Annotated in this window: 19 protein-coding genes; 11 read left to right on the forward strand and 8 right to left on the reverse strand. The window is 66.6% G+C overall.

Annotated elements, in window-relative coordinates:
- Positions 1-94 precede the first annotated feature (94 nt).
- Positions 95-2,047 carry a sensor histidine kinase gene (locus DMR_RS18335; RefSeq protein ID WP_043601084.1) on the reverse strand — a complete coding sequence of 651 codons (1,953 nt, stop codon included), beginning with the start codon at positions 2,045-2,047 and terminating at the stop codon, positions 95-97.
- A gap of 147 nt (positions 2,048-2,194) precedes the next feature.
- On the opposite strand from DMR_RS18335, the gene DMR_RS18340 reads away from it, so the two are divergent.
- The gene (locus DMR_RS18340) at positions 2,195-3,730 is read left to right on the forward strand and encodes a YifB family Mg chelatase-like AAA ATPase (RefSeq protein ID WP_015862537.1); all 1,536 of its coding nucleotides are present in this window, start codon (positions 2,195-2,197) and stop codon (positions 3,728-3,730) included.
- A gap of 58 nt (positions 3,731-3,788) precedes the next feature.
- On the forward strand, positions 3,789-4,337 hold the full coding sequence (locus DMR_RS18345) for an inorganic phosphate transporter (protein ID WP_015862538.1): 549 nt from the start codon (positions 3,789-3,791) through the stop codon (positions 4,335-4,337).
- A 42-nt stretch (positions 4,338-4,379) separates the two neighbouring features.
- Here the strand turns inward: DMR_RS18345 and DMR_RS18350 are convergent, their stop codons facing one another.
- A complete protein-coding gene (locus tag DMR_RS18350; protein WP_232502832.1) occupies positions 4,380-6,902 on the reverse strand; it encodes a hybrid sensor histidine kinase/response regulator in 2,523 nt (840 codons plus the stop codon).
- Positions 6,903-7,138: 236 nt separating this feature from the next.
- On the opposite strand from DMR_RS18350, the gene DMR_RS25105 reads away from it, so the two are divergent.
- Positions 7,139-7,285, forward strand: a complete 147-nt coding sequence (locus tag DMR_RS25105) for a hypothetical protein (protein WP_173362485.1) — start codon at positions 7,139-7,141, stop codon at positions 7,283-7,285.
- A 290-nt stretch (positions 7,286-7,575) separates the two neighbouring features.
- Here DMR_RS25105 and DMR_RS18355 read toward each other — a convergent pair whose 3' ends face one another.
- Positions 7,576-8,796 carry a methyltransferase domain-containing protein gene (locus tag DMR_RS18355; protein ID WP_052279015.1) on the reverse strand — a complete coding sequence of 407 codons (1,221 nt, stop codon included), beginning with the start codon at positions 8,794-8,796 and terminating at the stop codon, positions 7,576-7,578.
- Positions 8,797-8,888: 92 nt separating this feature from the next.
- Between DMR_RS18355 and DMR_RS18360 the strand changes: the two genes are divergently transcribed.
- The 4 genes from DMR_RS18360 (at position 8,889) to DMR_RS18370 (ending at position 10,557) form a co-directional block, all read left to right on the forward strand.
- A complete protein-coding gene (locus DMR_RS18360; RefSeq protein ID WP_015862541.1) occupies positions 8,889-9,461 on the forward strand; it encodes a hypothetical protein in 573 nt (190 codons plus the stop codon).
- 102 nt (positions 9,462-9,563) lie between these two features.
- Positions 9,564-9,872 (forward strand): hypothetical protein, encoded by a 309-nt coding sequence (locus tag DMR_RS18365; RefSeq protein WP_006919412.1) that lies wholly within the window; start codon positions 9,564-9,566, stop codon positions 9,870-9,872.
- 189 nt (positions 9,873-10,061) lie between these two features.
- Complete coding sequence (gene yidD / locus DMR_RS23865) at positions 10,062-10,265, forward strand: membrane protein insertion efficiency factor YidD (protein WP_015862542.1); 204 nt, start codon at positions 10,062-10,064, stop codon at positions 10,263-10,265.
- Positions 10,266-10,296: 31 nt separating this feature from the next.
- Complete coding sequence (locus tag DMR_RS18370; protein WP_043601089.1) at positions 10,297-10,557, forward strand: DUF4177 domain-containing protein; 261 nt, start codon at positions 10,297-10,299, stop codon at positions 10,555-10,557.
- A 218-nt stretch (positions 10,558-10,775) separates the two neighbouring features.
- Here DMR_RS18370 and DMR_RS18375 read toward each other — a convergent pair whose 3' ends face one another.
- The 3 genes from DMR_RS18375 to rfbA form a co-directional block, all read right to left on the reverse strand.
- Positions 10,776-11,237 carry a hypothetical protein gene (locus DMR_RS18375; RefSeq protein ID WP_015862543.1) on the reverse strand — a complete coding sequence of 154 codons (462 nt, stop codon included), beginning with the start codon at positions 11,235-11,237 and terminating at the stop codon, positions 10,776-10,778.
- A 16-nt stretch (positions 11,238-11,253) separates the two neighbouring features.
- Positions 11,254-11,595, reverse strand: coding sequence for a DsrE family protein (locus tag DMR_RS18380; protein WP_015862544.1), 342 nt, complete (start codon positions 11,593-11,595; stop codon positions 11,254-11,256).
- 160 nt (positions 11,596-11,755) lie between these two features.
- Positions 11,756-12,625: a glucose-1-phosphate thymidylyltransferase RfbA gene (rfbA, locus tag DMR_RS18385; protein ID WP_015862545.1), complete on the reverse strand. Its 870-nt coding sequence runs from the start codon at positions 12,623-12,625 to the stop codon at positions 11,756-11,758.
- 99 nt (positions 12,626-12,724) lie between these two features.
- On the opposite strand from rfbA, the gene DMR_RS18390 reads away from it, so the two are divergent.
- The gene (locus DMR_RS18390) at positions 12,725-13,513 is read left to right on the forward strand and encodes a MogA/MoaB family molybdenum cofactor biosynthesis protein (protein WP_043601092.1); all 789 of its coding nucleotides are present in this window, start codon (positions 12,725-12,727) and stop codon (positions 13,511-13,513) included.
- A gap of 251 nt (positions 13,514-13,764) precedes the next feature.
- Here DMR_RS18390 and DMR_RS24750 read toward each other — a convergent pair whose 3' ends face one another.
- The gene (locus DMR_RS24750) at positions 13,765-14,538 is read right to left on the reverse strand and encodes a tetratricopeptide repeat protein (RefSeq protein ID WP_015862547.1); all 774 of its coding nucleotides are present in this window, start codon (positions 14,536-14,538) and stop codon (positions 13,765-13,767) included.
- Between the two features lie 301 nt (positions 14,539-14,839).
- Between DMR_RS24750 and DMR_RS18400 the strand changes: the two genes are divergently transcribed.
- Together DMR_RS18400 and DMR_RS18405 are read left to right on the forward strand one after the other, a co-directional pair.
- Complete coding sequence (locus DMR_RS18400; RefSeq protein ID WP_043601094.1) at positions 14,840-18,154, forward strand: PAS domain S-box protein; 3,315 nt, start codon at positions 14,840-14,842, stop codon at positions 18,152-18,154.
- Complete coding sequence (locus DMR_RS18405) at positions 18,151-19,443, forward strand: GGDEF domain-containing response regulator (protein WP_015862549.1); 1,293 nt, start codon at positions 18,151-18,153, stop codon at positions 19,441-19,443. The genes DMR_RS18400 and DMR_RS18405 overlap by 4 nt, the downstream gene beginning before the upstream one ends.
- A gap of 209 nt (positions 19,444-19,652) precedes the next feature.
- On the opposite strand, the gene DMR_RS18410 is transcribed toward DMR_RS18405, so the two are convergent.
- The gene (locus DMR_RS18410; protein WP_043601928.1) at positions 19,653-20,366 is read right to left on the reverse strand and encodes a class I SAM-dependent methyltransferase; all 714 of its coding nucleotides are present in this window, start codon (positions 20,364-20,366) and stop codon (positions 19,653-19,655) included.
- A gap of 180 nt (positions 20,367-20,546) precedes the next feature.
- Between DMR_RS18410 and DMR_RS18415 the strand changes: the two genes are divergently transcribed.
- A complete protein-coding gene (locus DMR_RS18415; RefSeq protein WP_015862551.1) occupies positions 20,547-22,001 on the forward strand; it encodes an MBOAT family O-acyltransferase in 1,455 nt (484 codons plus the stop codon).
- Positions 22,002-22,056 lie beyond the last annotated feature (55 nt).

Consider the following 22,056-nt stretch of genomic DNA (forward strand, 5'->3'; position numbering starts at 1 on the left):
CGTAAGACGACCGCCGCCGTCCCGGACAGGGGCGGCGGCGGTTTCTTGTTGTCCGGCCGTGGAACGACCGGCGCGGCGTGAGGCGTTGGGCGGTTCAGGCCGGCTGGTCCTGGCCGTCCTCGGCGGGCGGCGGTCCGGCCAGGGGCAGCTCCAGAATGAACGTGCTGCCGCGCCCAAGCTCGGATTCGGCCCAGACCCGGCCCTTGTAGTGCTCGACGATCTGGCGGCAGATGGCCAGGCCCAGGCCCGTGCCCTGGCGGCGGCCGTGTTCCTCCATGGTGTCGCCGATTTGCGCCTGATGGAATTTGTCGAAGATCTTTTCCAGCGATTCCCTGGGGATGCCATGGCCCGTGTCCGTGACCACCACCCGTAGCAGGCCGTCCGACGCGGCGGCGGCCAGTTTGACTTCGCCCTGGTCGGTGAACTTGGCCGCGTTGCCAAGCAGGTTCACGAGCACCTGGGTCAGCCGGTCGGGGTCGATGTAAAGCGGCGGCAAGCCGCCTTCGAGGGCCATGGTGAAGCGCACCTCGGGCTTGGCCGCGAAATCGGCGCTGACAGCATTGGCCGCCCGGGACAGGGCAGCCGAGACGTCCACTTCGGTGTCGCGCCACTGAGCCCGGCCGGACTCGATCTTGGACAGGTCGAGAAAGTCATTGATCAGCCGTGTGAGGCGTTCGCCTTCGTTTTCGATGATGCCGAGGTTAGCGGTGATGCGCTCGGCCTGCCGGGTCAGGCGCTCGTGGCCCGGGGCGAAGGGGGCGAAGAATTTGTTGAAATCCCTGGAAATGAGTTTGGCGAAGCCCATGATCGAAGTCAGCGGGGTGCGCAGGTCGTGGGAGACCGTGGCCAGGAAGCCGGATTTGAGGCGGTCGAGCTCTTGCAGGCGCTCGTTGGCCGCTTCCAGCTCGGCGGCCTTGACGGCCAAGCGGCCGGTGCGCTCCTTGACGGCTTCGCGCAGGTGGCGATTGAGGATTTCCAGCCTCCGCTCGGCCCGCACCCGGGCCGTGACGTCCACCACCGTGCCTTCATTATACAACGGCCGCCCGTCGGCGTCGCGCACCAGCCGGATATTGACCAGCACCCAGATGGTCTGCTTGTCGCGGCGCATGAACCGGGTCTGGAAACCGGCCACCGCGCCTTCGGCCAGGAGCTGGTCGAGGAGCCGGGCACGGTCCTTGGGGTCCTGGTACAGCTCCCGGGAAAGATCGGTGATCGAGGCCATGGCCTCCTGGGGCGTGGCGTAGCCGATCATGCGGGCCAGGGCGGCGTTGGCGGCCAGGAGCCGGCCGTCAAAGGTGGTCTGGAAGATGCCCTCGGTGGCGTTTTCGAAGATGGACCGATACTTGTCCTGGGCGGCGGTGAGCTGGCGGACCATGTCCTGCATGGCGGCGGACAAGCTGCCGAGTTCGCCGCGAAGCCCCTCGGGGTGCACGGCCGTCTCGCCGCGACCGGCGGCCTCGACGGCGTAGCGTTCCAGGCTGGCCAGGGGACGGATGAGCTGGCGGCGCAGCACCAGGACCAAGGCGGCGGCCAGGGCGGCGTTTAAGGCCAGGATGCGCAGGACCACCCGCCAAAGCGTCTGCCTGAGGGCGTCATCCATATAGCGCCGGGTCATCTGGACCTCGACGGCGCCGACCAGGGCCTCGCCGAAATAGACCGGCCGGCTGTCGATGATGACGTTGTCCAGGGCCGGCCTGGCCGTCACGGCCGAGGCGCGCCAGCTCCGGTCGCGGCTGCGCCCGGCCAGAAAATCGCCGTCGTCCGCTTCATAGACCACCACGGCGGCCAACCGGTCGTTTTTCATGGCCGCGTCCAACAGCCGGGCGAGGTTGCCAGACTCCAGGAACCACAGGGGTTCGGCCATGTTGGCCGACAATTGTTCGGCAACGACCCGGAGATCGTAACGTAATTCGTCTTCCAGCCGCTGTCTTTCCCCATAATAGTCGATGCAGCCGAAGACGGCCAACAGCAGCGTGTTGACGCACACCAGCGTCATGAGCACCGCGCCGCCCACGGAGCGGGTCTGGAAGTACCGGGGAAGTTTCATTGTCGTTGGCCGTTTGCCGTCCCGTGTCATGCAGAACAATTTACTGTCGCGGCATAACAGGTAGCATCGCCAGTATAAAATGAAAAGCCCGGGCCGGCGAAAACCTTGCCTGGAGCGTCCAGGCGCGGTATCGGTTTTCCAACGCTTATGAGCCTTTCCTCTATCCGAACAGCCGCACTGCTTGGCGTCGAGGCCTATCCCGTGTCTCTGGAAGTCGATCTGTCGCGCCAGGGCATGCCGTCGTTTTCCATGGTCGGCCTGGCCGAGGGCGCGGTGCGGGAGAGCAAGGAGCGGGTGCTGGCCGCGCTACGAAACGCGGGCCTCAAGCTCCCGCCGGCCCGCATCACGGTCAATCTGGCTCCGGCCGACATGCGCAAGGAAGGTTCGGCCTACGACCTGCCCCTGGCCATGGCGCTTTTGGCTGCCACCGGCGCGTTTTCCCCGGAGGCCGCAGCCGGCTATTTCATGGCCGGCGAACTGTCGCTGACCGGCGAACTGCGGTCCGTGCCTGGGGTATTGCCCCTGGCCGCCCTGGCCCGTCGGCTGGGGGCGCGGGGGCTTATCGCGCCGGCGGCCAACGCCGCCGAGGCGGCGGTGGTGGAAGGCCTGGACGTCTTTGCCCCGGCCACGCTTCTGGAAGCCCTGCATTTTTTCACTGGCGAGGAGAAACTGTCGCCAGTGGCCCCCAAGCCGTTCGCCCCGGCCGCGCCCGGCCTGGAGGGGCTGCTGGATTTCAGCGAGGTCAAGGGCCAGGACCATGCCAAGCGGGCGGTGGAGATCGCGGCGGCCGGGGGCCACAACCTGCTGTTTATCGGCCCGCCCGGCTCGGGCAAGACCATGCTGGCCAAGCGCCTGCCCACGGTGCTGCCGCCCCTGTCCTTCGAGGAGGCCCTGGAGGTCACGACCATCTATTCGGTGTCCGGCCGCCTGGACGGCGAGGGGCTTTTGACACTGCGCCCTTTTCGCAGCCCCCACCACACCATTTCCGACGCCGGGCTGATTGGCGGCGGCTCCTACCCCCGGCCAGGCGAGGTGTCCATGGCCCACCGGGGGGTGCTTTTTCTCGACGAACTGCCGGAATTCAAGAAGTCCGTGCTGGAAGTGCTGCGCCAGCCCCTGGAAGACGGCAAGGTGACCATCGCCCGGGCGGCGGTGTCGCTGGCCTACCCGGCCGACGTGATGCTGGTGTGCGCCATGAACCCATGCCCCTGCGGCTATCTGGGCGACGAGCGCCATGCCTGCACCTGCGGCGAGGCCGAGGTGCGGCGCTACCGGTCGCGGCTGTCCGGGCCGCTTTTGGATCGCATCGATTTGCAGGTGGAAGTGCCGGCGGTGCCGTATAAGGAACTGCGGGCCGAGGCTTCGCCCACAACCTCGGCCACCATGCGGAAGCGGGTGTTGGCCGCCCGCGAGGTGCAGGCGGCGCGCTACGCCGGGCTGCCGTTTACGGTCAACGGCCGGCTGTCCGGGCGGCATCTCTCGGCCCATTGCCGGCTGTCGGAAGAGGGTCACGGCTTCATGGAGGGTGCTGTGCGGCGCTTGGGCTTGTCGGCCCGGTCGCATACCCGGGTGCTACGCATCGCGCGCACCATCGCCGATCTCGACGGCGAGGCCGGGCTTCGGGTGGAGCATCTGGCTGAGGCGGTCAATCTGCGGGGGCTGGACCGGCAGCGGACGAGCTAGACAACAGGAGGAGAATAGAGTTTATGAAATAAACAAACTTATTCCACAGGAGGCAGCAATGGGCATTCGACAAGAAAAAATTAAACTCGTAACAGTCAAGCTTTTCCTTGGCCTGTTTTACGTGGCTGCGGCCTTCACGGTTTGGACGACAGGGACATATTTCTTGGGGCTTCCGCTTTCAACTCCTCTGGTGGTCTTTTTGATTGGAGGCGTCGGCGGATTTATCAGCATACACCGCCGACTTCAGACAATGGACGAGGAAGCGCTTGAATTGTATGCAACGTCATTGCTGCACCTGTATATAAGCCCACTTATCGGCGGAATTTTGGCCGTCATTCTCTACTTTTTCTTTTTATCGCAAATCGTCTCGTCGCCAATATTTCCTAATTTCAAAACAGATGATCCCGCGCAATATAGCGGCACGATCATCGACATGTACCGATCATCCGGGTTGAGTTTCAGCGAGTGGGCCAAACTGGCCTTCTGGAGCTTTGTGGCCGGCTATTCCGAGGATTTCGTTTTAGCCGTGGTCGACTCGGTGAAGGCGTCGGCCATTGACAAGGTACGAGGAACCAAGACGCAGCCTGCCCAGCAGGGCAATCCGTAACTCCCTCGACGCTGCGTCCGTTCGCACCGGCGGCCTGACCGCTCAGGCCGCCGGCTTGTCCTTGACCACCTTGGCCACGGCCCGCAGCAGCGCGTCCATGTCGCAGGGCTTTGTCACGAACTCGTCCATGCCGGCGGCCAGGAACCGTTCACGGTCGCCTTCCAGGGCGTAGGCCGTCAACGCCACCACCGGCAAGCGCCGGTTCGTGCCCGGCACCTCGCCGTTGCGGATGTGGGCCACGGCCGTCAGCCCGTCCATCACCGGCATCTGGATGTCCATCACCACCACGTCCACCGGCTCCATGGACAGCCGCCGCAAGGCGTCCTCGCCGTTGCCCGCCTCGATGACGTCGTGGCCAAGCTTGCGAAGCCCCCTCGCCAGGGCCAGGCGGTTCACCGCCTCGTCCTCGACAACCATGATGCGCAGCCGCGGCAGCCGCACCGGTTCGCGGTCCTCACCCCCGTCGTCGTCCATGGGCGGACTGGCCAGCCACAGCGGCACGGCCAGATAGAACGTGCTGCCGTATTCCGGCCGGCTCTCCACCCGGATGCTGCCGCCAAGGAGCTCGGCCAGCCGCCGGGCGATGGATAGCCCCATGCCCGTGCCGCCGTAGCGCTTGGTCAGCGGCTCCTCGGCCAGGACGAACGTCTCGAAGATGGCCGCCTGCATGGCCACGGGGATGCCGATGCCGGTGTCGGAGATGGCGAACTCCAGGCACAGGCCGCTGAAATCCGCCGCCACCAGCACCCGCCGCTGGGCCACGGCCGCCAGCGGCTCCAGCCGGCGCACCCGCACCGTCACGCTGCCCGACGGGGTGAAACGGATGGCGTTATCGATGAGGTTGGAGAGAATCTGGCGCAGCCGGAAGGGATCGCCCAGAAGCTTGTCCGGCAAGGCGCCGTCAAGGTCGAAGCTAAACGACAGGCCGGCCAGGCCGGCACGCACCGAAAACGAGCCGCGAAGGGATTCCGCCAGCCGGCGCAGGCTGAATTCCCGCAGCATGGGCGATAGCGACCCGGACTCGACGTTGGCCAGTTCCAGCAAATTGTCCACAATTTCGATGAGCTTGTCGGTGGCGTCGCGCACGGTCTGCCAGTATTCGTTCTGGCCGGCCGTGCCGCCCTCCAGCACGGCCAGTTGGGCCATGCCCAGGATGCCGTTTATGGGGGTGCGCAGCTCGTGGCTGATGTTGGCGAGAAACTGGGTTTTGGCCTCGCTGGCCGCCTCGGCCCGCCGCCGGGCCGCGATCAGATCCTTCTCGATGCGCCGCCGGGCCGCCGCCATGCCGTAGAGCACCGCCAGCCGGCCCGTGCCGCGAATGTCCCGTTCGGCGTAGGGCCTGGGCGCGTCGGCCAACAGCAGCACGCCGACCACGCGCTGCTCGCGCCGCAGCGGCATGGCCAGAAACCGCGACACCCGCAAAAACGCCGCATCGGGCGGGCCGTAGCCGTCGAGATCAGCGCCATGATTGACCATAACGGGTTTGCCGACGTTTATGGCCTCGGCAAAGGGGCCGGCGAACCGGCCGGCGTCGTCGGGAAAAAGGGTGCAGTCCTCGGGCGGCAGGGAGCGGATGGTCCCGTCGGCCGTGGCCACGGCCAGCCAGTCCAGGCGTCCGGTGGGCCGCGAGGACATGCCGATGGCCCCGATGGGGCTGCCGGTCAGCCACAGGGCGTGGCGCAGGGTCCGGGCGGCCAGCTCGCGCAGGTCCTGGCCGCCGCCGGCCAGATCCAGGGCCGTGCGCGACATGGCCGCGCCCATGCGAAGCGCCTGGCGCAACAGGGTCGTCGTGCGGTCCCGGCTCTGGGACAGGCGCAACAGCTCCAGACCGTGGGAGGCGTCGTCGGCCATGCGGGTGAGCAGCCGGAGTTCCTCGTCGCCAAAATCCCGTCGCGACAGCTCGAAGATAGTCAGCGCCCCGGCCACACGTCCGGCCTGGCGCAGAGGAAAGGAAAAGGCGCTGCGATAGCGGCCCAGAGCCTCGGGACGGGCCGGCCAGTCGCGGAAAAACGCCTCTTCGTGCATATCGGCGACAATGACCGGTTGCCCCAGACGGATGGCCGTGCCCGTGGGGCCTCGGCCCTGGGGCGAGTCATCGTAGCGCAGGCCCAGGGCGTCGAGCCAGGTTCCGTCCTGTCCGGCCCAGGCCGCCACCCGAACCCGCTTGTCTGGACCGGGTTCGGCCAAGCCCACCCAGGCCAGACTGTAGCCGGCTTGTTCCACCAAGATGGTGCAGATGTTTTGGATCAGGCTGTCACGGTCGGTGGCCCGGAGCAGTTCGTGGCTGACCGCGCCCAGGGCCACCAGCCCCCGTTGGGTGCGGGCCAGGGTTTCGCTGATGCGGGCCGCTTCGGCCTCGCGGCCGGCCAGGGCCTGACGCAACCGGAGTTGGCGGTCGGCGCAAAATCCCACCAACACCGCCGGCAACCCGACGCAAAGCGCCAATACCGCATAAAAAAGACGCAAGTCGCCGGGGGCCCAGACCAGCCATAAATGTTCACGATACCAGCCGGCCGCCAGTACCAACGCCACGGCAAGCACCCCCGCCGTGGCCGCGCCGGCCATGGGGGCGATCCAAAAGCCCTTTGCAGGGGGGAGGGGACTGGGCTGCTCCACGCTTACCTCACCAGAGTAACAGATACACTGCCTGGGGAAAAAACGGAAGCGGCCCGGCCGGCATCCCTCCAGATTGCCGCGCGGATCAAGGGACGGCCAAACGCCACGCGACGGTTGACGAAAACGGCCGGGACGGCGTATGGACATCGTCACCAATTTCACGATCGACCCGAAGGAGTAAGGCTATGAGCATGGTTTCGGAACTCGTCACGAACATGGGCCATTCCACCGAACAAGGCTTCTTCGGGGTCACGGCCATTTATGTGTACATGGCCATCATCGTGACCGTCGCTTTCATCCGTATCCGCCAGTTTCTGAAAGAAGACCACTAGGCCGCGCCCGGCGTCCGCCGGTCCGACCCGATGTTCAAAGGCCGCTCCCTCCGGGAGAGCGGCCTTTTTGGCGTTCGGTCGCCCCTTTCGCGGGATGTGGGAGCGGGCGGTCCGGGCGGACGGCAATCCCGATTGCCTTCGCTCTCCCCAACCCCCTTCCAGTCGTCGGCAACGCTCACCCCCCTTGCCCCCTTTTTCCGTCGAGGGGTCCGGGGGGATCATCCCCCCGGTGGGTCCAGGGCAAAGCCCTGGCCGCCGGAGGCATGTCCCGTCCCTTCCCGCGCGCGTCTCTAAGGCGCGACGCGCCGGGCCGTGACGGCGTAGAGCGGGTCGCTTTGCTGGTGCAGCGGCCAGAACCGGTCCCGGGCGTCGGCCGGGCGGGGCCAGCCGCGTTCGGCCAGGGTTTCGATCTCGCCGAAGCCCGGCGTGGCTTCGAGCAGCCCGGCCACGAAGCCCAGTCGCTCGAATTCGTGGAGTTCGCTCCACAGCCGCACGGCCTTTTGGGGAAACCAGCGGTTGGAGAAGCTGATGGCGAGCACGCCCCCCGGAGCCAGCACCCGGGCCGCCTCGGCCAGCACGTCGGCCGGGGCGGCGAGGTATTCCACGGACATGGCGCACACGACGGCCGTAAAGGCGGCATCCGGGAAGGGCAGGGTCGGGTCGGCGTTGAGGTCGGCCACGATCCGCTCGGCCAGGGCCGGGTTGGCGGCAAGTTCGCCGGCGTTGAGGCCAAGGCCGGTGACCGGCCCCAGGGGAAACTCCGGCGGCAGATGGGAAAGATGGGAGGCCATGAGGTCCAGGACCGTGTCGCCGGGCGAAAGGAGCGTGGCGTAGTGGGCGGCCAGGCGCTCCCGGGCCTTGGCGTCGATGTGGGGAACCAGGCGCGGGGCGGCGTAAAAGGCCGTGTCCGCCCCCTCGTCAGGGCGCGACAAGTCGCCGGGTTCGGCGATAAACCGCACGGTCTGTCCGGCCAGGCCTGTTTCGATGCCCGGGCCGTCGAGGAGTTCTTCCAGCCAGACATGGAGCGAACCGCCAGTTTCACAGGGCTTTGGGCGCACATCCAGGACCGTGGCCGTAAGGTTCGCCTCGATGCCGGCCAGAGGATGGTTGCAGTCGCAGACCAGGGACGCCCCGTCGTCGGCCAGCAGGCGAAACGGGGTGCGGGTGGACGGGTAGACCCCGGCCAGCCCTTCTAGGACGCCCTGGGGATAGAACCGGCCCGGGACCGGGGACAGGCGGCGGCCGTCCACCGGACGCGGGGCGAAGCGGCGGCGGTCCAGGGGCAGCACCTTGGCCGGGTCGCGGACCGGCAGGTCGCGGCCGGGGGCGAGGCGGACTTCGACGGACTGGCCGGCGGCAAGGCCCAGGAGGCGTTCCCCGAGGTCGGCCGGGAAGATGTCGCGCCAGAAATTGGCCTTGCGACCGAAGTGGCGGACCGTGTGGCGACGGCCGGCGGCTTCGTAGCGCAGTTCAAAGAGCAGGTCGGCGTTGCAGTCGCGGTCGATGCGCATGGGTTTTCTCCTTGCAATAGCCCGGAGATAGGCATGGGGGCGGGGCGCGGCAAGGGGTTGCGCCCCGGGCGGCCTTGGGCCATGTTGGGCAGATGCAAATATACGTTTGGGGGATCGGCCGGCGGCTGGCCTGGGGTCTGTGTCTGGCGGCAAGCCTGGCCGGGGCGTCGCCGGCCCTGGCCGCTTCCCGCATGTCGGTTGGGCCGGCCCCGGGGCCGCGACCGGCCGCGCCCGGGGCGGGACCGGCCGCCCAGCCATCGGCTCCGGCCCAGGACCCGGGTCGCGAGGTCATGCTGCAAACCATCGGCATGTTGGCCGGCCAGGGGCTGTGGCTTGGCCGCGAGGCCCTGGCCGGACTGGCCGGGCGGGCGGAAAAGCGGCTTATCGGCCGGGAACAGGCCGGGCGCGCCCTGGCCGACATGACCCACTACGTCGACGTGACCCTGGCCGTGTTCAAGGACCGGCTCATGGGAAGGCTTGCCCCCGAGGAACGGCGCGACCTGACGCTTTTAATCGGCTACTACGAAGCTTTCCGGGAAGCGGCCGCGTCCCTGGCCGCCTACCTCGGCGGCGAAGCCGGCGGCCGGGCGGCCTACGAGGCAGCCATGGAACGCCTGGGCGCGGCGCTTAATCAGATCAGCCTGGGCGGCCGGCCGGCTCCGTAAGCCCGTAAATCGCCCATCTTGCCAAGGCCTCTGGAGTGTGCCACAAGCCAGATTCGGAGGCTTGGCCGCGTCTTGCGGCCTGCCCCAAGCCAGGAGATGGTTATGCGAAAACTGCTCTGTCTGTGCCTGCTGGCCGGCTTCATGGCTGCGGCCGTGGTCGCGGCGAGCGAGGCCGAAGCCCGCCCGCCCTGTCCGCCGGGCTACTTCTGGGACGGCCCCCGGGGCTGCATGCCCTATCCCGTGGCCGTGCCGCCGCCGCCGCCGCCGGGCTACTACCCCTACCCCTATCCGTACCCGTACGTGCCGGCCTGCCCGCCGGGCACCTACTGGCGCGGCGGGGCCTGCCGCCCCGTGCCGCCGCCGGCCCCGGGCATCCAGCTCAACCTGCCGCCCATCTACATCGGGCCTTAGGCTCGTGCCGGCGTCCCTGTCAGGGACGCCGGCCCCAAGGGCATTGCCCGAACGACGGCCGTCGGCTGTCCGCCTGTGTCGCGGACGGCCGGCGGCCGTTGCCGTTTGGGGGGCGGCATATTTTGTCAGCTGGGACTTTCTCTGGACTATATCTAAAAACAGCATTATTGCTGGGCGGAGATCGGTAAAATGATAAAGTCTTTTGTTATACTCTGCGTTCGCTGGTATCAACGTCAAGAGTCTCCTTTGCATTTGCGCTGTCGCTTTGAGCCAACCTGTTCTGAGTATACGGTGCTGGCAGTACAAAAATTTGGAGTGCTCACTGGATTATGGCTTTCAACGAAGCGTCTGGTACGTTGTAGACCGCCAAATGGCGGCGTAGACTATCCATAAAAGTATTGGAAACTTTCGAAGGAGGTTCTGTATGGATTATGAGTATAAGACAGTTTCTGCGCCCATGGTTTTAAGCATAAAGACACAGAATGATGCTGATCAAGCTATCGCTGATTTTGGGTTGCTCATTAACAAGGAGGCGGTAGGTGGGTGGGAGTTTCACAGCATGGAAAGTATAACGACTGCAGAGGCTGCAGGTTGCTTTAGCGGCGGCAAAGAAAAGATAGTTAATTATAACATGCTCATATTTAAAAGACTCATCCCAAAGAGTGGATCCAGGGGGAATTTATAATATTGCATAAGGGAGAGTGGAATTCGTAAAACTAAATCTTCGTTCATTGGTGACCGGCAAAATATGGATAAATTATAGGTGTACACTTGTAGGTCGGCGAGCGACCGGCGTGAAGGCACGATCGGGAGGGCCGGCCCGTTTCGGACCGTGGTCCGTGAGAAGCGGCAAAGCTCTGGCCGGACGGCGAGACCCAGGCCCTCGACGGCTGGCCGCCGGGGTCAGGCCGTGTCGGCGGCGTCCGGCAACTCGGCCAGCAGGCGGGTCAGGGAGCGGGCGTCGCAGCACAGCTTGTGGACCGGGGGCGGCGGCAGATCGGCGACGGCTTGCTGCCGATCCGGGATGCCCGGCCGGCCGGTCAGGCGGCAGCCCAGGCCAAAGGGCGGCAAGTAGTCGAGCAGTTCGGGATGGTTCGCCGGGACGGCCAGGCCGGCCAGCCGGGAGCAAGCCGGGCAGGCGGTCGCCGGATCGTCCAACTCCAGGATGAGCCAGCCGTCCGGGTCCCGGGCCAGGGCTTCCAGCAACGCGACGGCCCGGGCCTTTTGGCCCTCGAAAAAATCCATGAAGGCGTCGAGCTGGCCTTCGCCGGCCCCGGCTTCCTCGGCCAGATTCCACACGACCTGACCGCTGAGTTTGCTGAAGAGCTTGTGCTTCTGGAGTATCTGGGCGGGGGTGGCGTGCATGTCGGGCGGCCTTTGCCTAGGGCTTGACGTAGGCGAATCCCTGTCGCTGCAGATCGACCAGCTCCACCACCCCGGCCGGTACGATGCGGCAGCAAGGGCACAGCTCGGCCGGGGCGATGCCGAAATGGGTCAGGGCGTTGTTGCACACCCGCAACTCCAACCCTTGTTCGCAAAGCGCCGTCAGTTTGGCGCAGTTGTCGGCGTCCTTGACCATGAGCTTGATGGCCGGGCCGTTGACCAGCAGCACGGCGGTGAATTGTTCGCTAGCCAAGGCCTTCAAGTAGTTGGCGATGTTGCTCAGCGCAATGTTCAGCTCGTCCTGGCCCTGATCGAGATGAAACACGATGTCGTAGTGCATGGCGTCCTCGTTGCTCGCTGTCGCGCCGGGCAAAGCCTGGGCGCACGGGATGCGGCGCTAGTGTCGCGTCCACGAAAAGCGCATAAGGCATTTCGTAGGCAACGTAGCTAAACCATGATTGTTTCTAAAAAAATACTATCGTTTTTCAAGGGACGCTACACTAGGCTTCGTGGATCATGTCCATCAAATACTGGCCGTAGTCGTTTTTGAGCATGTCCTTGGCCAGCCGTTCCACCTGGGCGGCGTCGATGTAGCCCATGCGGTAGGCGATCTCTTCCAGGCAGGCCACGAGCACCCCTTGGCGTTCCTGGATGGCCTGGACGAAGCTCGAAGCATGCAGCAGCGATTCGTGGGTGCCAGTGTCGAGCCAGGCGTAGCCGCGCCCCAGAAATTCCACCTTGAGCTTGCCCCGTTTCAGATAGACGTTGTTGAGATCGGTGATCTCCAACTCGCCGCGCGCCGAAGGCGTCAGGCCCTCGGCCACCGAAACCACGTCGTTGTCATAGAAATACAGCCCGGTCACGGCGTACTTCGACTTGGGCTGCTCGGGCTTTTCCTCGATGCTGATCACCTGCTTGTCGGCGCTGAACTCCACCACGCCGTAGCGCTTGGGGTCGCGCACCTTGTAGCCGAAGACCACGCCACCCTCGGTGAGTTTGGCACAGCGCTGCAGCACCGTGGCCAGGCCCTGGCCGTAGAAGATGTTGTCGCCAAGGACCAGACAGACCGAGTCGGAACCGATGAAGTCCTTGCCTAAAACAAACGCCTGGGCCAGGCCTTCGGGCTTGGGCTGCACCTTGTAGGAAAACGACATGCCAAGGCTCTTGCCGTCGCCAAGCATCTCCTGAAAACGCGGCAGATCCGTCGGCGTCGATATGATGAGTACTTCCCGGATGCCGGCCAACATCAGCACCGACAACGGGTAGTAGATCATGGGCTTGTCATAGATGGGCAAAAGCTGTTTGCTCACCACCCGGGTGATGGGATAGAGCCGCGTGCCGGACCCGCCGGCCAAGATGATGCCTTTCATCCGGTTTCCTCGCTTGATAAGCCGTCCATGCCGGACGTATCGTTGCCACGCTTTTGACCCAACCACCTAAAAACCGCAAGGCCCGCGAAGGATGCCGCCATGGAAGCCTCTCTCCTCGTTGCCGCCCCCCTGACCCTCGCCGCCGGCGAGCGCGTCGCCGTCCTTGACGCCGACAATGCGCTTTTCACCCCGCGCCTGGTCGCCGCCGGCCGCCTGCCGCGCCTGGCCGTTGGCTTGACCCTGACCCCGCCGACCGGACCGGCCCTCATGCTCGTCGGCGTCGCCCCGGTTCCCGGCGACGGCGACGCCCCGGCCAGCCGGCTCTACACCGCCAAGGCCCTGGAGGCCGGCGTCCTCCCGGCCGGCCAGACCCCCTTCGCCGTCACGAAAAAGGGGCTGACCCTGGCCTGGGTGACGCTGAGCGACAAGGGCAGCCAGGGATTGCGGGCCGACGCCGCCGGCCCGGCCATCGCCGAAACCTGCGCCGCCTCCCTGCCCCTCGCCCTGGCCCAGGGGCACCTCATCCCCGACGAACCGGCCGAGCTACGCGCCCTGCTCCTGGATCTGGCCGTAACCCAGGGCTTTGACTGCATCGTCACCACCGGCGGCACCGGACTTTCGCCCCGCGACACCACCCCCGAAGCCACCCTGGGCGTCATCGAAAAACGCCTGCCCGGCTTCGAGACGGCCATGCTGATGGCCTCCCTGAGCAAAACCCCCCACGCCATGCTGTCCCGGGCCACAGCCGGCACCGTGGGCCGGGCCATCGTCATAAACGTGCCGGGCTCGCCCAAGGCCGTGCGCGAAACCCTGGCCGCCGTCATGGCCGCCATCCCCCACGGCCTGGACAAACTGCGCGGCGACCCGTCGGACTGCGGCCAAGGGTGAGAAAATAAGAGGAAGAGAAAGAGGAAGATGCCTCCGGCGGCTGGGGGCCTGAGGCCCCCAGACCCCCCAAAAGGGGAAAAGGGTTAAAGGGGTTTGGGTGGGGGCCGGCGAGTTGGGCGGCCAATGCCCGAGAGTTCAAGGGCCTCGCCGTTGCTCCGGCGATCATGAGCCGGGCCGCCGCAGCCTGGAGACCACCGGCCCAGAATCCCAAAGAAAAAAATCCCCGGCCGAAGATTTCGACCGGGGATTCGTTATTGCGGACTGGAGGGAGAAGCCGGCGTGGGCGACGCGGCCGGGGCCGGCGGGCTTGTCGCCGCCTTTTTCGGCGCGGCCGGGGCTGACGGCGACGCGGGAGCGGCCGGCGGGCTGGCGTCCGTTTTTTTCGCCGCCGGCGCAGCGGCCGGGACTGCCGGCTTCTTCGGCGCGGCCCCAGGCGGCGGCACGGTCGGCCGCGCCGACTTGGAGCAGGCCGCCGCCGCCGCCCGGTATTCCTTGAAGGCGTCGCCGAAAGCCGGGTCCTTGACCATGGACAGGCGGTAGTAATCCAGCGCCTGGACGCACTGCCCGGCCTGCATGGCAAGGTTGCCGAGGTAGTAGTAGGTCTGGGGATTGGCCGACTTGAGGTCGGCCGCCCTGCCCAGGGCTTCCTTGGCCTCGGGCCGGCGTCCCTGGCCGTAGCGCAGGATGCCCAGCGCCTCCAGGGGACGCGGATTGCCCGGCTCCAGGGACGACGCTTTGGCCAGGGCCGCCTCGGCCCGGTCGGACTGGCCCTGCTTGGCGCGACACAGCCCAAGCAGCAAGAACGTCTCCCCGGACTGGGGCAGCTCGCGGGTCAAGGCTTCCAGCTCCGGCAAGGCCCGGGCGCAATCCCCGGCCAGCACGGTCTGGCGGGCCGCGTCCAGGCGTTGGCCGGCTGTGGGCGCGGGCGCGGGCGGCGGCGGGCTTGGCTGTTTCTGACAGGCCGTCGCAAGCCCCAGGCACAGGGCCAGACAGGCGACGGTCAGACGGCGAACATGGCACGACATGGCAAAACTCCCCTGCGGCGGCCCACCCTTCGGGCGTCCGCCAAGAGCCTATGAATCAGCTGATTCCCTTGACAATACGCGCCGGCCATCGAGCCTGTCAACTTTTCGTGGATCGTTCCAAGCGCCCGGCTTGACGCCCATTCCCGACCGACGTAGAAAATGAAAGTTTGTATCAATCTCGGCAACTTCAGGCCACGGAGCCAGCCAGCATGTCCAGGTCGTCGCATAAGGACTCGCGCGGATGCGCTCCCGATCCCGGGCGCCACGCGTCCCGACCCGTTGCCCAGGCGAGACGGCTTCCATGACCATGACGCCGTCGCCGACCGCCTTGCCCCCCGAACCGGCGTTTCCCCTGCGCGCCGATCTGCTGCTCCTGGCCGCCGTGCTGACCGTGCTGGCCGGCCTGGGCTGGGCAAACCGCCAACTGCTGACGGTGCTGGCCGACCTTTCCTGCGCCGTGGCCGGCATGGCCACGTTTCTGGTCATCTGGAACGCCCGCCGGCAGGTGGAGCAGGGGGTGTTCCTGGTGCTCGGCATGGCCTTTCTGGCGGCGGCCGCCCTGGACGGCGCGCGGTTGGCCCTGGCCGCCATGCCGGAGCTTTACCTTGGCGATTTCAGCGTCGGCTTGCACGCCGTAAGCCAGCTCACCCTGGCCGCCGGTCTGGCCGGCGGCGCCTGGCTTATCCGGGGCCGGACACTGTCCGTCGCGGCGGCCGGAGCCTGTCTGGCCGGACTCACGGCCAGCCTGATCCTGGTCCTGCTGGCCTTGGGCTACCTCGACGCCTGGGGCCTGTCCAACGCCGCCGAAGCCAGCGGACGCGAGCGCCTGGCCGCCGCCGCCCGAGGGCTGGCCGCCGTGCTCTTCCTGACGGCCGGCGCGGGCATCTGGCGCGATCGCCTGGCCATGCCGCCGGTGCTGGCCAGGCTCCTGGTCGCCTCCATGGCCGCCCTGGCCGCCGCCGGCGCGGCTGAGGCCCTGGCCGGGGGCGACCTCATGACCAGTCGGCTGCTCCAGGTGCTGGGCTATGGCCTCAGTTGCCAGGCCATTTTGGTGGTCGGCATCAACCGGCCGTCCCAGCTGCTGTTCCAGGAGATCAACCGCCGCGAGCAGGAACTCACCGGCCGCATGGTGCGCCTTGGGGCCCAGGCCCGGGCCATCTTCGACCTAAGCGGCGCGCCTTCCCTGGAAAGCGGCGAATTCACGCCCTTTGCCGCCGCCCTGCTCCGCCGGGCCATGGCCGTCCTGGGCGTCGGCCGGGCCGGCATCTGGCGTTTCACCCCGGCCCATGACCGTCTCGTCTGCCAGATCGGCCAGGGCACGGCCCGGGCCGACGAAGGCCTGGAACTCGTCTGCGCCGCCTATCCCGACTATTTCGCGGCCGTGCTCCACGAACGGGTCATCGTGGCCGACAACGCCGCCGTGGCGCCCCTGACCCGGGCCTTTCACCAGGGGTATCTCAAAAGCCGCGACATCGCCGCGCTGCTGGACGCGCCGTTCCGGTTCGGCGGCCGCACCACCGGAGTGCTGTGCCTGGAACATCTGGGTCAACCCCGCCGCTGGTCCGACGACGAGATCGCCTTTGCCGGCTCGCTCTCGGACATGTTGAGCCTGGCCCTGGAAAGCGCCGAACGCCGCCGGGCCGCCCGGGAACTGGCCGAGAGCGAACAGCGCCTGCGAACCCTGCTCGACGCCATGCCCGACCCGGTCTGCTTCAAGGACGCCGCCGGCCGCTGGATCGTGGCCAACCAGGCCCAGATCGAGGCTTACGGCCTGGCCGGGCTGGAGTGGCAGGGGCGCACGGACCGGGAATTGGCCGCGATTCCCGGCCTGGACCCCGACGTTTTTGCCACCGGGGCCGAAACCGACGCCCGGGCCTGGGCCAGCCGTTCGGGCACGGTCTACGGCTTTTCCATGGCCGCCCCGGCCGGGACCATGCGCCATTACGACGTGACCAAAGCGCCGCTTTTTCACGCTGACGGCTCACCCCGGGGACTGGTCGCCCTGTCCCGGGACATCACCGCCTACCGCGACGCTCTGGCTAGGCTGCGCGAAACCAACGCCGAACTGGAAGCCATCTACAACGAAACTTCCGATGGCCTGATCATCGCCGACGCCGCCGCCCGGACCATGGTGCGGGTCAATGCCGCCGCCTGCCGCATGTTCGGCTACACCGCCCCGGAAATGGCCGGCCTGGAACCCTGCGCCCTGCATCCGCCCGAGGAGCGCGAGGCGGCCCGGCGGCGTTTTGCCGACATCGCCGCCGGCAGCCGCCGACTTCAGGAAAACGTGCCCTGCCGGCGACGCGGCGGCGAGGTCTTCCACGCCGACATATCGGCCCAGCCCGTCACCTACGGCGGACGCGCGGCCATCCTGGCCTTTTTCCGCGACATCTCCGAACGCCGGGCCGGCGAGGAACGCCTGCGCCTGTCCGAGGACCGTTTCCGCAAGGTCTTCAACAGCACCTACGACGCCATTTTCCTCCACGACCAGGACGGGGCCGTCATCGACGTCAACGACAAGGCCCTGGAGCTTTTCGACCTGCGCCGCGACGAACTGCCGGCCCTTCGCATCGACCGGGACCTGTCCGCGCCGGAAATGCCCCAGGCCTGGCTGACCGCCGCCTGGCGCGAGGCCCTGGCCGGGGCGGAGCGCTTTTTCGAATGGAAGGCCCGGCGTCCCCACGACGCCAGCCTCATCGACGTCGAGATCTACCTGCGGCGCATCCTGGTCGGGTCCGGCCACCAGATCCTGGCCAATATCCGCGACGTCACCGAGAGAAAGCGCGTCACCGCCGCCCTGGCCGCCCGCCAGGAGGAAATCTCGGCGCTCAACCGCGATCTGGCCCGGCGCGTGCGCGAGGAAACCGAGAAAAACCGGCAAAAGGACATTCTGCTCTTAAACCGCACCCGACTGGCCGCCATGGGCGAAATGATCGGCAACATCGCCCATCAGTGGCGGCAGCCCTTAAACGCCCTGAGCATCCTTCTGGCCAACCTGCGTTTCGAATACGAGGCCGTATGCCAGGATACCGCCGCCCTGGACACCGCCCACCGGCAGGCCTACGACATCCTGCGCCGCATGTCGGCCACCATCGACGACTTCCGCAACTTCTTCAAACCCGACCGGGAACCGGAACCGTTCCGGGTGGTCGCGGCCATAAGCGACGCCTTGCTGCTTATCGACGCCAGTCTGGCCCAGCACGGCATCCAGGTCCGTTTCATCGCCCGCCACGACCCGGTGGTCCACGGCCCGCGCGGTGAATTCGCCCAGGTGGTCCTCAATCTCCTGGGCAACGCCAAGGACGCCATCCTGGCCCGAAAGCCGGTCCGGGGCCGCATCGAGATCCGGGTCATGCAGCGCCTGGGCCGGGCCGTGGTGGCCGTGGCCGACAACGGCGGCGGCATTCCCCCGGACATCCTCGACCGGATATTCGACCCGTACTACACCACCAAGGGCAGCCAGGACGGCACCGGCCTTGGCCTGTACATGTCGCGCATCATCGTCGCCGACCACATGGGCGGCGTGTTGACCGTGGCCAACCGGACCGAAGGCGCCCGGTTCGTGGCCGCCCTGCCCCTAGCCCACACCAGCGACCGCTCCGGAGACGCCCCATGAACCAACGCAAGAACCTGCCCCAGGGCCTTCGCGGCCTGCGTTCCCTGCACATCCTGGTGGCCGAGGACGACCGTTTCGCCCGGGAGCAGTTGAGCCTTCTGCTGTCGCGCTTCGCCGGCCGCGTCAGCACCGCCGCCGACGGCATGGAGGGCCTGGACGCCTTCAAATACGACCGCCCCGACATCGTGGTCACCGACATCAACATGCCCCGGCTTTCCGGCCTGGACATGGCCCAGGCCATCAAGGCCATGGACCCGTCCGTGCCCGTCATCCTGGTCACGGCCCACAGCGACGCCCAATTCTTCCTGCGTTCCATCGAGATCGGCATCGACGGCTACGTGATCAAACCCCTGGACGCCGACAGCCTGCTCAAGCTTCTGGCCAAACAGGCCGCCGTCCTGCTCGAAGCCCGGGCCGCCGAAGCCCGGGCCGGCATGTTCCGCTTCATCCTCGACATCAACCCCAACTTCATCCTGACCCTTGGCGGCGAAAGCCTGGACTACGTCAACCGCACCTTCCTCGATTTCCTTGGCGCGACCGATCTGGCCGCCCTGCGCGACAGCCGCCACGCCGGACGCGTGCTGGAACTCGACGGACGGGCCTTCGATCCGGCCGACCTGGCCTGGACAAAGCTCCTGGACCTGCGCGAAGGCCGCACCCACCAGGCCGTTTTCGCCCCGCCCCCGGCCAGCGGGGAGCGCGAACGCACGTTTCTGGTCTCGGCCGTGGGCTTCCCCGAACTCGACCGCACCATCATCACGTTCACCGACATCACGCCCCTGGCCGAGGAACGGCGCATCCTGCGCATCCGGGCGGCCACCGACGCGCTCACCGGCATTGCCAACCGGGCCGGCCTGGCCGAGGCCCTGGAGCGGGAATTCCACCGCAGCCAGCGCCATCCCGCGTCCTTAAGCGTCATCATCTTTGACATCGACCACTTTAAAAACGTCAACGACGCCTACGGCCACCCGGCCGGCGACGCCGTGCTGGCCGAGCTGACCCGGCTGGTGACGACCCATGTGCGCGACCACGACACCTTCGGCCGCTACGGCGGCGAGGAATTCCTCATCATCGCCCCAGGCACCGACGTCGCCGAAGCGGCCAAACTGGCCGAGCGCCTGCGCAGCGACGTGGCCCGCCATGGCTTTCCGGCCGTGGGGAGCCTGACCTGCAGCTTTGGGGTCGCCGTCGCCGGCCCGGACGACACTCCCGACAGCCTCGTCGCCCGGGCCGACACGGCCCTGTACGACGCCAAACAAAGCGGCCGCGACCGCGTCGTGGCCCGGTAACGCCTCGCCACGAGGAGCTTCAACCCCTCCTCCTGCCACGCCCGCCGCGCCTGCCGCGCCCGCTTGTCGGCCCCCCGCCCGCCACAGACGGCCAGGGGGTCCGGGGGGATTATCCCCCCGGCGGGTGCAGGGCAGCGCCCTGCCGGGTCACGGGCAGCGCCCGTGCGGGTGCAGAGCAGCGCCCTGCCGCCCTGTCGCCCTGTCGGGGATTAGCCGGGAATTTTGGTGAACAGCAAAGCGGCCTTGAAGCGGCGCTGGGTGGGCGAGACGGCGAAGGAGCCGTTTGGCAGACAGGCAAGAGACCACTGGGTTCCGAGTTCGTGGGCCACGAATTCGGCCAGATAAAAGGCGTCGTCATGGACGAACCCGGGGTAGAGTGCTTCCAGGGTTTCCCGGGTGACGGGCAGATCATCAAGGGCGTAGACCGGGCGCAGGGTAAAAAATATTTCGCGCGAGGCCCAGTTCCTGGCGGCGGCGACCACGGCCTTGACCCGCCCCTTGGCGATGATCTGGCGGCCGATGAAATCAATGAGCATGGCCAGATCGCAGGGGGTTTCGGGGACGACACGCAGGAAATCGCAGGCCGTAAACGTGACGTCCGGGGTGTCGTGGAGCCTGGCGATGGCGCAGGCCACCCGGATGACCTCGGGGTCGATGTCCAGACCAAGCGTCCTGACCGCGCCACGGCGTTTGGCCAGAAAGGCGAAGTAGCCGAGATTGCAGCCAAGATCGGCCACGCTCTTGCCGGCCAGGTCGAGATTGCCGATATACTCGTCGAGTTCGGGAATCTCCCGGCCGTCGCCGGCGGCGGCGATGCGCTCGCCGTCAGGGCCATGGACGGGCCGCCAGATGCTGGCGGGATCGAGTTCGGCGAGCAGGCGGCGAATGTCGTCGACGGTCGGTTGGCGGTTTTGGGAGGGCATGGAGCTTGGTAGCTGGAAAATGGCGGTCTGCCAAGGCCGGGAGTTGTCAAAGCGCAAGTCCTTGAGTAAGACCGATCACCCGCGAGAGACGCCGGGCAAGGCCTCCCCGACAAAAGGCCTCCAGGCCGGCGCGCGCGAAAGCGCGGCGTCGGGCAACCCCCTACCCCCCCACCCAACCGTATGGTATTTAGCTCCGCATCCTTTTTGTTCTATTTCCTGCCCATTGTTTTGGCCCTGTATTTCGCCAGCGTCCGGTGGACGCATCTGCGCAACTGGGTGCTTTTGGCAGCCAGCCTGTTTTTCTACACCTGGGGCGAGGGCGAATACGTCGTCGTCATGCTGCTGTCCATCGTGGCCAACTATTTGTTTGGCATCTGGATCTACAAGGCCCACGAGCGCAGCAACGCCAAGGTGGAGATGGGCGTGGCCATCGCGTTCAATCTGCTGTTGCTCATCATTTTCAAATACACGAATTTCCTCGTCGCCAATATGAATCTGGTGCTTGGCGGCATCGGGCTGCCGACCATGACGGTGGGGCAGGTGCATCTGCCCATCGGCATCTCCTTTTTCACCTTCCACTGCATTTCCTACCTCATGGACATCTACCGTCGGCAGACGCCGCCCCAGATGTCGCTGCCGTGCACGGCCCTGTACATCTCGCTGTTCCCGCAGCTCGTGGCCGGCCCCATCATCCGCTACAAGGACATCGCGGCCCAGCTGCTGCACCGCACCGTGGGCATCGAACGCTTTTCAAAGGGCATTAACCGCTTCATTATCGGCCTTGGCAAAAAAGTGCTCATCGCCAACGTGGTGGCCCTGCCGGCGGACAAGATTTTTGCCATCCCGGCCGAGCATCTGACCACGCCCGTGGCCTGGCTTGGCATCGTGTGCTACACTTTGCAGATCTATTTCGACTTTTCGGGGTATTCGGACATGGCCATCGGCCTTGGCCACATGTTCGGCTTCAAATTCATGGAGAACTTCAACTACCCCTACATCTCCAAGTCGATCCAGGAATTCTGGCGTCGCTGGCATATCTCGCTGTCCACCTGGTTTCGTGACTACCTCTACATTCCGCTGGGAGGCAACCGGGACGGCCAGGCCAAGATGTACCGCAACCTGGTGGCCATCTTCTTTCTGTGCGGCCTGTGGCACGGGGCCAGCTGGAACTTCGTCATCTGGGGCCTTTTCCACGGCTTTTTCTCGGTACTGGAGCGCTTCCCCCTGGGCAAGCGCCTAACCCAGGGCAACGCGGTCATCGCCCACGCCTACACCATGGTGGTGGTCATGGTGGCCTGGGTGTTCTTCCGGGCCGAGACCCTGCCCCAGGCCTTGACCTTCCTCCAGGCCATGGCCGGCTTCGGCCAGGGCTCGGGGGTGGTGTGGCACATGGGGCTGTTCCTCAACCCCAAGGTGGTCATTGTGCTGTGCCTGGCCGTCATCGGCGTCACGCCTATTGTGCCCTGGGTGGTGCGGTGGCGGGAGGAGCGTCTGGCGGCGCGGCCGGCCGGTGCGGCGGTCAACCTGGGCCTGGAGGCCCTGGCCAGCCTGATCGTGTTGCCGACGGTTTTTGTGCTGTGCGCCATGTCCCTGGCCAGCGGCACCCACAACCCGTTCATCTACTTCCAGTTCTAGGCCGCACCAATTTGAACATGCTGCATTTCTACAGAGCGTTCCGGCGACTGGGCGT

This window comes from Solidesulfovibrio magneticus RS-1, from assembly GCF_000010665.1.
In the GTDB taxonomy this organism is placed as follows: Bacteria; Desulfobacterota; Desulfovibrionia; order Desulfovibrionales; family Desulfovibrionaceae; genus Solidesulfovibrio; species Solidesulfovibrio magneticus.